The 13173-nt window shown below is 62.5% G+C and carries 8 protein-coding genes; 5 read left to right on the plus strand and 3 right to left on the minus strand.

What is annotated here, in order from left to right; translation table 11 throughout:
• Window positions 1–6: 6 nt before the first annotated feature.
• Window positions 7–1122 (minus strand): porin, encoded by a 1116-nt coding sequence (locus tag PQQ96_RS30100; RefSeq protein WP_408299361.1) that lies wholly within the window; start codon window positions 1120–1122, stop codon window positions 7–9.
• Between the two features lie 400 nt (window positions 1123–1522).
• On the opposite strand from PQQ96_RS30100, the gene PQQ96_RS30105 reads away from it, so the two are divergent.
• The 4 genes from PQQ96_RS30105 (at window position 1523) to PQQ96_RS30120 (ending at window position 8595) form a co-directional block, all read left to right on the plus strand.
• Complete coding sequence (locus tag PQQ96_RS30105) at window positions 1523–2416, plus strand: N-formylglutamate amidohydrolase (RefSeq protein WP_408299363.1); 894 nt, start codon at window positions 1523–1525, stop codon at window positions 2414–2416.
• A gap of 37 nt (window positions 2417–2453) precedes the next feature.
• Window positions 2454–3224 carry an IclR family transcriptional regulator gene (locus tag PQQ96_RS30110; protein ID WP_408299365.1) on the plus strand — a complete coding sequence of 257 codons (771 nt, stop codon included), beginning with the start codon at window positions 2454–2456 and terminating at the stop codon, window positions 3222–3224.
• A gap of 79 nt (window positions 3225–3303) precedes the next feature.
• On the plus strand, window positions 3304–4794 hold the full coding sequence (locus PQQ96_RS30115) for a YfcC family protein (protein WP_408299367.1): 1491 nt from the start codon (window positions 3304–3306) through the stop codon (window positions 4792–4794).
• Window positions 4795–5007: 213 nt separating this feature from the next.
• A complete protein-coding gene (locus PQQ96_RS30120) occupies window positions 5008–8595 on the plus strand; it encodes an indolepyruvate ferredoxin oxidoreductase family protein (protein ID WP_408299368.1) in 3588 nt (1195 codons plus the stop codon).
• Window positions 8596–8778: 183 nt separating this feature from the next.
• Here PQQ96_RS30120 and PQQ96_RS30125 read toward each other — a convergent pair whose 3' ends face one another.
• Entirely contained in the window at window positions 8779–9480 is a 702-nt protein-coding gene (locus PQQ96_RS30125; RefSeq protein ID WP_408299370.1) for a copper homeostasis protein CutC, read from the minus strand.
• 213 nt (window positions 9481–9693) lie between these two features.
• Window positions 9694–10962, minus strand: a complete 1269-nt coding sequence (locus tag PQQ96_RS30130; protein WP_408299371.1) for a sensor domain-containing phosphodiesterase — start codon at window positions 10960–10962, stop codon at window positions 9694–9696.
• A 384-nt stretch (window positions 10963–11346) separates the two neighbouring features.
• Here PQQ96_RS30130 and PQQ96_RS30135 point away from each other — a divergent pair, with 384 nt between their 5' ends.
• The gene (locus PQQ96_RS30135) at window positions 11347–13005 is read left to right on the plus strand and encodes a Na+/H+ antiporter (RefSeq protein ID WP_408299373.1); all 1659 of its coding nucleotides are present in this window, start codon (window positions 11347–11349) and stop codon (window positions 13003–13005) included.
• The last annotated feature ends 168 nt before the right edge of the window (window positions 13006–13173 follow it).

Consider the following 13173-nt stretch of genomic DNA (forward strand, 5'->3'; position numbering starts at 1 on the left):
GCCCGTTCAGAACTTGCTGCGAATCCCCACCACGCCCACCACCTGCGTGCTCGAGCTCGACGGATTGCTGATCCCTTCAACATCCGCCACCGTATTCGACGACGAGCGCTGATAGATCGCGTTCATATACAGATCGGTGCGCTTGGACAGGTAGTACTGGACGCCCGCGCTGGTTTGCAGATAGTGCACGCTCGGCTTCGTGCTTTGCGTCGTCAGAACCTGCGTGTACGTTTCGCCGATTGCGAACATCACGGCCGGCGTGAAGCGGTAACGGAAACTGCCTTCGTAGTTGTTGAAGCGCTGCGAGGCGCCCGTCTGCAAATTGAACAGCGAGGTGGTGTACAGCACGCCGAACGTCGCATTGCCGAAGTCATACGTGCCGGCGGCGCCCCAGATCTGCTGCTTTGTGATGCCCTTCAGGAACGTGTAGTAGTTATCCGAGGGAATCGCGCCGGTCGTGTCGAGCGCCGGATTGTCGAGCACTACGTAGGCAATGCCGAGATGCAACGGACCCTGCGCATAGGTACCGCCAACGCTCCAGCTACGGTTCTGCGCGAAGTTGGTCTCGTTGGAGAAACCGTACATCGCATTACCCTGGAAGCCCGCGAAGTTCGGCGTGACGTATTTCACGGAGTTGTCGGTGCGAAACGAGTTGTTCAGGTCGTCGGTATCGAACGGATGCAGCGCGTACTGCGTCAGTGACGTGCTCGCGCCGATCTGCAACGGCGCCAGCGAATCCTGCGCGGCGTTGTACTGGCGACCCATCGTGAAGGACCCCCAGCGCTGGTTCGCCAAACCCACCCACGCCTGACGGCCGAACATGCGGCCATTCGCGCTCGCCGTGCCGGTCTCGATGTTGAAGCCATTCTCCAGTTTGAAGATCGCCGTGGTGCCGCCGCCGAGATCCTCCGTGCCCACCATGCCCCAGCGCGTGCCCTGCTCGTTGCCGCCGGTCGCCTGCCAGGTCGTACTGCCTTTCTGGTTGCTCGTGTAGGTGATGCCGGAGTCGACAATGCCGTACAGCGTCACGCTCGACTGTGCCGCGGCGTTGCCACTGGACACCGCGAGCACCGCGCCGATCCCCGCGCCCGCAAGCGCCATCGCCAAACCGATCCTGTTCATCTGCGTTTCCTTTTTGTGAGTGTGTGAACCTGTTCCGTCGAAGCCGCCCGGTTGCTGTGTGAGCGTTTCGAAATCTATGTTTTATTGAATAAAACAACGTATCGTTTATTATTCGAAACGCAAAATTACTTGGTCAAGCGACCGTAGAGATACTGGTTTGCCCGCATTGACGGCACAACCGGGCGCTGGGGGTTTTACTGGCTAACACAGCGCAAATCTTTGACCAGAAAGGATTTAAAAATGAACGACCCGGATAGCAAGGCTTTCGACGAGTCACTTGACCTGCAATTAGGTTCGTCGTTAAATATTGATACGTTGTTTTATTTAATAAAACACACAAGCCACTGACTCTGGCCACGACGACCTTTAAAGCGCGTCGGCCACTCGAAAGGAATTTGTTTTGACGCCCGATAGCAACACTTTTGCCGCGCCCGCCGACGCGCCGTTCTTTATCGCGCAACCCACTGCGGCTCTCCTGCCGATCCTGTTCGATTCGCCGCACAGCGGCATCGCGCTGCCGGCCGACTTCGGCACGTCCGCGCCGGCCGCCGCGATTCACACCTCGTGGGATGCGTTCGTCGACGAACTGTGGGCAGGTGTGCCGGAGCAAGGTGGCGTCCTGATCGGCGCGCATTTCCCGCGCGCCTACATCGACCCGAACCGCGCGATCACCGATATCGATGCGCAGTTGCTCGCCGAGCCCTGGCCCGAGCCGCTTGCCCCAGGGAAGTACACGCTGCGCGGCATGGGCCTGATCCGGCGCGACGCGCTGCCAAACGTGCCGATGTACGACCGCAAGCTGTCGGTCGCCGAAGTGCAGCATCGCATCGACGCGTACTACCGCCCCTACCGGGCGGCGCTCAGTGCCGCAGCCGAGCGCGCTTATGCGCAGCACGGCGCGCTGTGGCACGTCGACTGTCATTCGATGAAATCGCGCGGCAACGAGATGAACGTCGACGCCGGCGTTGAGCGACCCGACTTCGTCATCAGCGACCGCCGCGGCACCACCGCGGACCCAGCCTTCACGCAATGGGTGGCGGACTATTTCAGCAGCGTGGGTTATCGCGTGCAGGTGAACGAGCCGTATCAGGGCGGCGATCTGCTCGCGGCTGTCAGCGATCCCGCGCAGCGCAGGCACAGCATCCAGATCGAACTGAAGCGCGGGCTGTATATGGACGAAGCCGCGTTCGTCAAACACGCCGGCTTCGACACGCTCAAGCGCGACCTCGACGCCTTCGTCGCCGCGCTCGCCGACTACGTCCGCGCGCAACTTGCCGCGACCCGCCCGGCTTAATGGCGTAACCAAAGAAGCCTCGAAGGAAGGAACAACCGTGAACTACATCGTCGATTCCGTCGACAGCGCGCTCAAGCTGCTGAGCCATGTTGCCGAACATCCGGGTCTCGGCGTCACCGAGCTCGCCAATCAGCTCAGCATCAACAAGTCGCGCGCTTACCGCATGCTGTGCACGCTCGAATTGCATCGTTTCGTCGTCCAGGACACACGCGCCTCGACCTACGCACTCGGTCCGCAGGCCTTCGTGATCGGCGTCGCGGCCGCGCAGCAGAACACGCTGGTCCGCTCGGCGCAAAAGCACATGCTTGCGCTCAATCAGGCGATCAACGAAAACGTCGTGCTGCGTGTGCGCGAAGGGCTGGAAACGGTGTGCGTCGCGCGCTGCGAAAGCACGCATGAAATGCGCATGATCGGCGCGGTGGGCAACCGGCGCTCACTCAACAGCGGCGCGTCCGGCAAGATCCTGCTCGCGTTCGCACCGGACGCCGTCAAGACCGAATACTTCGCGCACCTGAAGAAACTGCCGCAAGCGCCGGACCTGATGAAGCTCATCGACGAACTCGATGTGATTGTGCGCAGAGGCTATGCGGTGAGCGTGGGTGAGGTCACGACGGGTGCGGTGGCCATCTCGGTGCCGGTACGCGATATGAGCGGCCAGGCAGTGGCCGCGATCAGCGTCTCGGGGCCAGAGATGCGCATTAGCCGGATTGAGATTCCTGATTACCTCGAACGTCTGCAAGCGTGCAGCCGCACGATCTCCGCCGAACTCGGCTACACCGCGCCGCAGACGAATCCGCAACCGGCATGAACGCCAACTGCCGACTGCTCCGGCCACCCTGCGCCAAGCCGCTAGCCCGCGCATCGAATCGCATGACAGGAACCCGCCCATGACCACGCTCACGCCACCTGCCCCACCCGCGGCGCCCACCGCCGACGACGACCAACCGCCAGGCAGCCATCCCGGCAGCGGCAGCGATGAAAAGAAGCCTCACGGCAAGATGCTGCATCCGGTGGTGATGATGATCTGGGTCGTGCTCGCTGCCGTGGCGATGACCTATCTGATCGACGCCGGCCACTTCGAGCGCCGCGACAAGCTGGTCGTGCCGGGCACCTATCAGGTGGTGCCGAAGAGCCACAGCTTCGCCACGCTGGTCGCGCCAAGCGTCACCCAAAGCACGCCCGAGCAGGCCGCACCCGCGAGCCTCGTGTCGGCGTTCGTCGCGGTGCCCAATGGCCTCATCAAGAACGCGCCGCTGATTTTCATGGTGATGTTCGTCGGCGGCATGTTCGGCGTGATGCGCAAGACGGGCGTGGTGGATGCCGGGATCGACCGGCTCCTGCAACTCACCGCGGGCAACGTCTATGTGCTGGCGCCGCTGCTGATGGTATTGATCGGCCTCGGCAGCACGCTGCTCGGCTTCATTTCCGAGTACCTCGTGATCATTCCGATGGTGATGGTGCTGGCGCGGCGGCTCGGTTTATCGAACCTGTTCGCGGTGGGGCTCGTCGCGATTGCCGCGAAGGTCGGCTACATCGCCTCGGTGACCAATCCGCTGTCGCTCGCGGTCGCGCAGCCGATCGTCGGCGTGCCGCTCTTTAGCGGCATCGCGATGCGCATCGGCGTGTTCGTCGTGTTCCTGACGCTGGGCATTCTGTATCTGCTGGCTCACGTGCGTTTAAGCGGCTACCGGCTGGCCGCCGCACGCGCAAGCCTCGACGAACACCCACAAGCGAAGCTCTCGGGCCGCCACAAGGCGACGCTGATCGTGCTGACGATCGCCGCGGCGATGCTGGTGATCGGCACGCGTGAATTGCATTGGGGCAACGTGGAGCTGTCCGCGTTCTACGTGTTCATCAGCATCGTGACGGCGGCCGTGGGCGGGCTCGATTCGCGCAGCGCGGCTGATGCTTTCGTCGACGGCATGAAGGGGATGATTCTGGCGGGCTTGCTGATCGGGCTCGCGGCATCGGTCGAACTGATTCTGCAGAACAGTCTGGTGCTCGACACGCTGATCGAGCATTTCACGCGGCTCGCGCGCGGCCAATCGGCGGTGTGGGTGGCGAACGGCCTGATGGCCGTGCAGATGGTGCTCGACGTGTTCATTCCGTCCGTTTCCGGCAAGGCCGCGGTCAGCATGCCGATCATTGGGCCGATTGCGCAGTTGTCCGGTGTCAGCGGGCAGACCTCGGTGCTCGCCTTCGTGTTGGGCGGCGGCTTGACGAACATGGTGACGCCGACCTCGGGGATGCTGCTCGCGTATCTCGCTACCGCGCGGGTCGGCTTCGGTCAGTGGATCAGGTTCATCCTGCCGCTGTTCGTGGTGCTGCTGTTGCTCTCTGGTGGCGCGCTGGCGTTGGCAGTCTGGACGGGGTATTGAAACACCAGGGCATACCCGAACCCGCCCGCCGCGTGGCAGATCCATCTCAAAACTTCATTAAAACGCGCGCCCCGTCGCGCGGTTTCGACTAACTCCTGGGCAAGTAGAAAAAATTCACTCCAATCGGCGCTAAAAAATAGAGTCTCTTTCGCCGCGTCACCTTTTGTGGTCCCCACCCACGGCGCGCGGATGCAAAAAATTGGAGACTCACCCATGACCGCTCGCCTGCCCATCGACGGCACGCCCGCTCTCGCCGACTACAAGCTTTCGGACAACCTCACCGCCACGCGCGGCAGGATCTTCCTGACCGGCACACAGGCGCTCGTGCGCCTCGTGCTGATGCAGCGCGCAGCCGACCGCGCGCAGGGCATGAACACAGCCGGCTTCATCAGCGGCTATCGTGGCTCGCCGCTCGGCATGGTCGACCAGCAGTTGTGGAAAGCGAAGAAACTGCTCACGGCGAGTGATATTCGCTTTTTGCCGGCGATCAACGAAGAACTCGGCGGCACCGCGGTGCTCGGTACGCAGCGGGTGGAATCGGACCCGGAGCGCACCGTCGAAGGCGTGTTCGCCATGTGGTACGGCAAAGGCCCCGGCGTGGACCGCGCGGGCGATGCGCTGAAGCACGGCAACGCGTACGGCTCGTCGCCGCACGGCGGCGTGCTGGTGGTGGCGGGTGACGACCACGGCTGCGTGTCGTCGTCGATGCCGCATCAGAGCGACTTCGCGCTGATGGCCTGGCACATGCCGGTGGTGAATCCGTCGAACATCGCCGACATGCTCGCGTTCGGCCTGTACGGTTGGGCGCTGTCGCGTTTCTCAGGTGCGTGGGTCGGCTATAAAGCGATTTCGGAAACCGTCGAATCCGGCTCCACCGTCGATCTGGACGCGCTGCAAACCGAATGGACGATTCCACAAGATTTCGAAACGCCCGCCGGCGGCCTGCATAACCGTTGGCCCGATCTGCCGAGCCTGACGATCGAAGCGCGGATGCACGCGAAGCTCGACGCGGTGCGTCATTTCGCGCGCACCAACAGCATCGACAAATGGATCGCGCCGAGTCCGCATGCGAACGTCGGTATCGTCACGTGCGGCAAGGCGCATCTGGACTTGATGGAAACGCTCCGCCGCCTCGATCTGACAGTCGCCGATCTGGAAGCGGCCGGCGTGCGGATCTACAAGGTCGGCCTGTCTTTCCCGTTGGAAATGACGCGCATCGACGCGTTCGTTTCCGGTTTGTCCGAAGTGCTGGTGATCGAGGAAAAGGGCCCGGTCATCGAGCAGCAGATCAAAGACTATCTGTACAACCGCACGCAAGGCACGCGTCCGATCGTGGTCGGCAAGAACGCCGAAGACGGCACGCTGCTGCTGTCGTCGCTCGGTGAGTTGCGGCCGTCGCGCATTCTGCCGGTGTTCGCGAACTGGCTCGCGAAGCACAAACCGGCGCTGGATCGCCGCGAGCGTGTGGTCGATCTGGTCGCGCCGCAAATCCTCTCGAATGCAGCGGATAGCGTAAAACGTACTCCGTATTTCTGTTCGGGCTGCCCGCACAACACGTCGACCAAAGTGCCTGAGGGTTCGATCGCGCATGCGGGGATCGGCTGTCACTTCATGGCGTCGTGGATGGAGCGCGACACCACCGGCCTGATTCAGATGGGCGGTGAAGGCGTCGATTGGGCCTCGCATTCGATGTTCACGAAAACCCGCCACGTCTTCCAGAATCTCGGCGATGGCACCTACTTCCATTCGGGCATTCTCGCGATCCGCCAGGCGGTGGCCGCGAAAGCCACCATCACGTACAAGATCCTCTATAACGATGCCGTCGCGATGACGGGCGGCCAACCGGTCGACGGCAGCATCTCGGTGCCGCAGATCGCGCGTCAGGTGGAAGCGGAAGGCGTGTCGCGCTTCGTCGTGGTCAGCGACGAGCCGGAAAAATACGACGGTCACCACGACCTGTTTCCGAAGGGCACGACGTTCCACCATCGCAGCGAAATGGACACCGTGCAGCGCGAGTTGCGCGATACCGACGGCGTGACCGTGCTGATCTACGACCAGACCTGCGCGGCTGAAAAACGGCGTCGCCGGAAGAAAGGTGAGTTTCCCGATCCGGACAAACGTCTCTTCATCAATGAGGAAGTGTGCGAAGGCTGCGGCGATTGCGGCGTGCAATCGAACTGTCTGTCGGTCGAACCGGTTGAAACCGCGTTGGGGCGCAAGCGCCGCATCGATCAATCGTCGTGCAATAAAGACTATTCCTGCGTGAATGGTTTCTGCCCGAGCTTCGTCACAGTGGAAGGCGGCAAGCTGAAGAAAGCCGCGGGCGCTGCGTTCGATCCGGTAGCGCTCGCTGCGCGCGTCGACACCTTGCCGATTCCCGCGACGCGTCTCGATGCCGCACCGTACGACATTCTGGTGACCGGCGTTGGCGGCACGGGGGTCGTGACCGTCGGCGCGTTGATCAGCATGGCCGCGCATCTCGAAGGCAAGAGCGCATCGGTGCTCGACTTCATGGGCTTCGCGCAAAAGGGCGGCTCGGTGCTGTCGTTCGTGCGCTTCGCCGCGCGCGACGAGTGGCTCAATCAGGTGCGCATCGACACACAACAGGCTGATGTGCTGCTCGCCTGCGATATGGTCGTGGGCGCGAGTGCCGATGCCTTGCAAACGGTTCGTCATGGCCGCACGCGCATCGTCGTGAACACGCACGCCATTCCGAACGCGACCTTCGTGCAGAACCCGGACGCGACGCTACATGCCGATGCGTTGATCGACAAGATGCGCCACGCCGCGGGTGAAGACCGCATGTCGACGTGCGACGCCCAGGCGCTCGCCACGCGTTTCCTTGGCGACACCATCGGCGCGAACATTCTGATGCTCGGTTATGCCTGGCAACTCGGTCTCGTGCCGGTGTCGTTCGCCGCGATGATGCGCGCGATTGAATTGAACAACGTCGCGGTGCAGATGAATCAGTTGGCGTTTTCGATTGGACGTGTGGCAGCGGAAGACCCGGCTGCGCTCGAATCGCTGTGGCAGGCACGGCATCTGGCGAAGCAGGCGGTGCGAGTCGATACGCTCGACGAACTGATCGCACATCGCGAGGGCCGTCTCCAGACGTACGGTGGCGCCGGTTACGTGAAGCGCTATCGCGCGCTGGTCGATGCGGCACGTCGTGCCGAAACCGCCGGCGATGCAAAGAGCGAGCGCCTCACGCGTGCCGTGGCGACGACTTTCTATCGTCTGCTCGCCGTGAAAGACGAATACGAAGTGGCGCGCCTGCATACGGATGCGGCCTTCCGTGAAGCACTGGAAGCGCAATTCGAAGGTGTCGCAGGCAAGGATTTCGGCATCAAATTCAACCTCGCGCCGCCGACGCTCACGCGTCCCCAGCCGGGCGTCAATCCGAAGAAGAAGACCTTCGGTCAATGGATGTGGCCGGTGCTCGGCGTGATGGCGAAATTCAGCGGCCTGCGGGGCACGATGCTCGATCCGTTCGGCCGCACGCTCGAACGCAAGATGGAGCGCGAACTCGCCGACGACTATGAAACCACGCTGCAACGCGCGTTCCCGAAGCTCAACGCGAACAATCTGGAAGACGTCGCGAAACTCGCCGATCTGCATGCCCGTGTACGCGGTTACGGTCACGTGAAGCTGGCGAATCTGGCGGGCGTGAAGCGCGGTGAGCGCGATCTCGCTGCGCGCTTGCAGATCGACGCAGCGACGAGTCCGTCTGTGAATAAATCGCTCGAAGAGATGAAGGGCGCCGGGCAGTTGCGCGGCATCCCGGTGGTCGTCGCAAAGTAATTCTTTCGCGCTACCGATGAAAAATGCCGCTTCGGGTTGAACCTCGAAGCGGCATTTTTCTTGCCTGATGGTTTGGCTACGCGTTGCGTTCAGTCGCGCTAATTCTTTGCTGCACTTTGCGTCCGGTGGACGCAGATTTTTGCTACGCGCTGTGTCCGGTGGTGCTGATTTTACCTCGATGAATCAGCTATGCGTTGCGTCCAACAGCGCTCTCACCTGCGCGACTTTCGCCGCATCGACGAGTGCGAGACCATTGCCGCCAACGCGCACGCCCGAACCGAAGTGAGCCGCTTGAACTTGCGTCGCGCTCACGAAGCCAGCCACCGCATCAATCGTCAAACCCGCCCCCGCCAGCACCGTGCAATGTGAGCCGGATGCTTGCCGCACCAGGTCACGCACGATCGACTCCGCCTGCAGTACCGAAGGTTTGCCGCCCGAGGTCAGAACATTCGTCACGGCATCGAAACCGAGCAGCACGTCGAGCGCCTTTTGCAGATCACGCGTTTCGTCGAACGCACGATGGAAGGTGATTGCCAATCCGTCCGCCGCATCGATTGCTCGCGCGAGGCCTTCGCGATCGATTTCACCGTCTGCCGTCAACATGCCGATCACCACGCCGTTCGCGCCGGCCGCTTTGACGGCACGCACGTCGCGCAGCATCACGGCGAAGTCGTCGGCGTCATAGACGAACGAGCGGCTATGCGGCCGCACGATCACGTTCACCGGTATCTCAACCGCTGCAACCACCGCGTCAATCAACCCAAGGCTCGGCGTCAAACCACCCTCGCCCATCGCGGTGACGAGTTCGAGACGGTTCGCACCGGCCTGCGCGGCAAGCCGGGCGTCGGCAACGGTCGTGGCGATCACTTCAAGTAGGACGGACATAAGCGCGGCTGAGTATCGTTAAAAACGACATGATCTCAGAACCGCCGCGCACCCTGCCAATGTGAACCACGAGGACCGTCGCTCACCCTTCTAATTTGCGCCACCGCTGCCGCCGCTCACCGTTCCGATCTAAACCATCACAGCCGCTACTCGCCCTCCCGATTTGAACCACCAGGACCGCCGCACACCCGTCAGAGCGCCCCGTCCGAGCCGCTATTCCTCGACCCAATCGATATCACCGCACAGCACGCACGTCTGCTCACCGACACGCGTCGCCACCGACAGCGTCACGCACGGCAACGCCTCGTTGATCGACAGATACGGCCGCGTCACATGCACGCGTTCCGGCGAATTGATCGCCGCGCGGAAATACGGACGTCGCAGCCAGTTCGCCCCTTGCGCATCGGCCAGCGGCAAAAAGCGCGTCTCATGCGCTGCGCGATCGGCGCGCAACACGACGTTGCGGCCCGCCTGCTTGCCCTTCGCGTCAAGCAGAAAGCAGCGCGCGGCATGGTCGAGCGCGAGGAAATTCCAGCACACTTCCTCGAGCGGTTCGCCGGCGGCGAGCCGTTCCGCAGCGCGCTCGAACGCCCGCAGGTACGGTATGAGACGGCTCGCATTGCGGCGCTCGCGCGCTTCGGCCTGATCGCGATAGCGATCGGTGACTTCGCTGATGCACGTCGTGGCGTGCGCTGCGTCGGCCGCACCGGGATTCGGTCGACCGAAGAAAAACCCCTGCACAAAGTCCGCGTCGCAGGCGAGCGCCATCTGCGCTTCATGCTCCGTTTCGACGCCTTCGATCAGCACCAGCTTGCCCGCTTCGTGCAGCAGCGCCACCAGCCCCGGCAGAATCGTCGCCATATCAGCACGATGCGCGGCGTGCGACAGCATGATGCGATCGAGCTTCACGATATCGGGATTCAATTGCCAGATCCGTTCGACGTTCGAGTGGCCCGCGCCAAAGTCGTCGAGTGCGATCAGGAACCCGCGCTCACGGAACTGGCGCACCGCGTCGACGAGACGTTCGAGATCCTCTGCGCCCTGTTCGAGCACCTCGAGAACGATCCGTCGCGGCGACAGATCAAGCCGCTTCAGGTTGGCCAGCAAGGCGGCGGCGAGATACGGATCGGTGAGCGCGCCGGGATGGACGTTCAGGAACAGCCATTCGCGCTCGGCGCCGAGTACCTTGAAGTTTTCCAGGTGCAGGGTTTGGGCGAGCCGGTCGACTTGCAGCACATCACCCAGCCGCGCTGCTTCGCCAAATACGTCGAGCGGCGAGACGGGCCGGTCGAGCGCGTCGTGCGCGCGCAGCAGCCCCTCGTAGCCAACCGCCCGCATATGCGACAGGCTGAAAATCGGTTGAAACACGCTGGTCAACGTCAGCTCGCCATGCTGCGCCGAAAAACGTTCGAGCCCCGACGTCACCTCGACGTCGAAGCCATGCGGCGCGCTGGCCGTCCTTTCCTGTTGCGCAATCGTCATGCAATCCTCTCATGCGAGAGCCGGGCCGGTCCGAACGCGGAAGCGAACAACCTCGGCACCGTTCCCCAAAATGTGCGTCATCGATATTCCTTAAGCAAGCTCCATGCGCACGCTGGCGCACATTCAAATGAAATTTGCAGGTCCGATTGCACCGGCGGAAGGGAGGATGCGCCGCGCACGGGCGTGGCGCGCACCATTTAGGTGCGCCGTCATCCCGTGGCACTTCCCCGCTGTGCTCGCGGGCGTCTTGCCAGGTTGACGATGGCGCGATGCGTCGTCGGGCTAAACTTCTGCCTTGCGCCTCACGCACGCCTTGTGGCCGATATGCGGCGACATCGTCGACGTTCGCAGAGGAAGCACCGTTATATTTCCATAAATAGACCGATGGATATTGTCTTTACCGTACTGATTCTTTTGCTCGCCGTCGCCGCTTCGGGGGTCGTTGTCCGGATGCTGCCGATCGCCTTGCCGCTGCCGCTCGTCCAGATCGCGATCGGCGCATTGCTCGCCTGGCCGAGGCTTGGGTTGCACGTCACCTTCGATCCGGAAATTTTTATGATGCTGTTCATTCCGCCGCTGCTGTTCGCGGATGGATGGCGCATTCCCAAGCGCGAATTGTTCATGGCGCGCCGCTCCATTCTGATGCTGGCGCTCGGCCTCGTATTCATGACGGTGCTGGCGGTCGGCTACTTCGTGCATGCGCTGGTGCCGTCGATCTCGCTGCCGGTCGCATTCGCGCTTGCCGCGGTGCTGTCGCCGACCGATGCGGTAGCGCTCACAGGTATCGTCGGCAAGGGCAGGATTCCCGGCCGGCTCATGCACATCCTCGAGGGCGAGGCGTTGATGAACGACGCATCGGGCCTTGTCGCGTTGAAGTTCGCGATTGCGGCGGCGCTGACGGGGGCGTTTTCGCTGCGCGACGCATCGATCAGTTTTGTGATCATTGCGGGGGGCGGTCTCGCCATCGGCGCTGCGGTGAGCTGGCTGGTCAGCTTTGTGTCGGCGCGCTTTCTGAGTCTTAACGAAGAAGGCGATCCGGCGCCCGGCGTGGTGATGACGCTGCTGATTCCGTTCGCTGCGTATCTGATTGCCGAGCGTTTCGAGTTGTCAGGCATTCTGGCCGCGGTCTCGGCCGGCATGATGATGAACTACGCGAGCATCTGGAACGCCGGGCCGGTGTCATCGCGAGTGCGCGCGAACAGCACGTGGACGATGATCGAGTTCGTCTTCAACGGCATGGTGTTCATTCTGTTGGGTCTGCAGTTTCCGCACATTCTCGGCCGGGCGCTGCTCGACGCGCACGAGACCAACAACGCACAGGTGTGGTTGCTGATCGGCTACATCGCCGCGGTGGCGGTGGCGCTCTACGCACTGCGCTTCGTGTGGGTATGGCTGCTGCGCTGGTTCGCGAGCCGCGGCGCAACGAAGCAAGGCGTAGCCAACGCGGTCCCCGGCCTGCGCACGGTCACGGTGACGACCGTCGCCGGTGTCCGCGGGGCGGTGACCTTGGCGGGCGTGTTGTCGCTGCCGGAGGTTTTGCCTGGCGGCGCACCGTTACCCGGACGGGACCTCGCGATTTTTATTGCCTCGGGGGTGATTCTTTTATCGCTGCTGGTGGCGGTGGTGACGTTGCCACTGCTGCTGCGCGGCTGGCGGCGAGGGAAGGATCCGCATGCTGTGGAGGAAGCGCTGGCACGCACGACGGCAGCGCAAGCGGCGATTCGCGCGGTCGATGAGGTGCACGATGTCGAGTGCGCGGATCTGGATGAGTCGGCATCCGCTTATGCGGCGGATGTCACCGCTCGCGTGATGGATATTTATCGACGCAGGCTTGCCACGCTGGGTGACGAACAGGAAGAACTGCGTGAGATGGCGCGCCGTGCCGATGCGCTGGAGTTCCGGATGAAGTTGGCGGCGATGCGGGCGGAGAGGAAGGCGCTGCTTGCGCTGCGGAGTTCTCAGGAGATTAATGATGAGACTTTGAATAAGCTGATGCGGGAGGTGGATTTGTCGGAGACGGCGCTGACTGCTCGGAGGAAATGAAGGTTTGGTTTTTTGCCTGTTCGGCGATTGTTCGTCTGTGTGCCTGCGGTGTTGGGCTTTCCTTGATTTGTTTGCCTGCTCGGCGCTTAGTCTTCTGTACGCCTGCGGCGTTGGCCTTTCCTTGATTTTTGTGCCTGCGCGGCGCTTTCTTGTCTGTATGCCTACGGC

Origin of the sequence: Paraburkholderia sediminicola, assembly GCF_046027825.1 — a bacterium.
Lineage (GTDB): Bacteria > Pseudomonadota > Gammaproteobacteria > Burkholderiales > Burkholderiaceae > Paraburkholderia > Paraburkholderia sediminicola_D.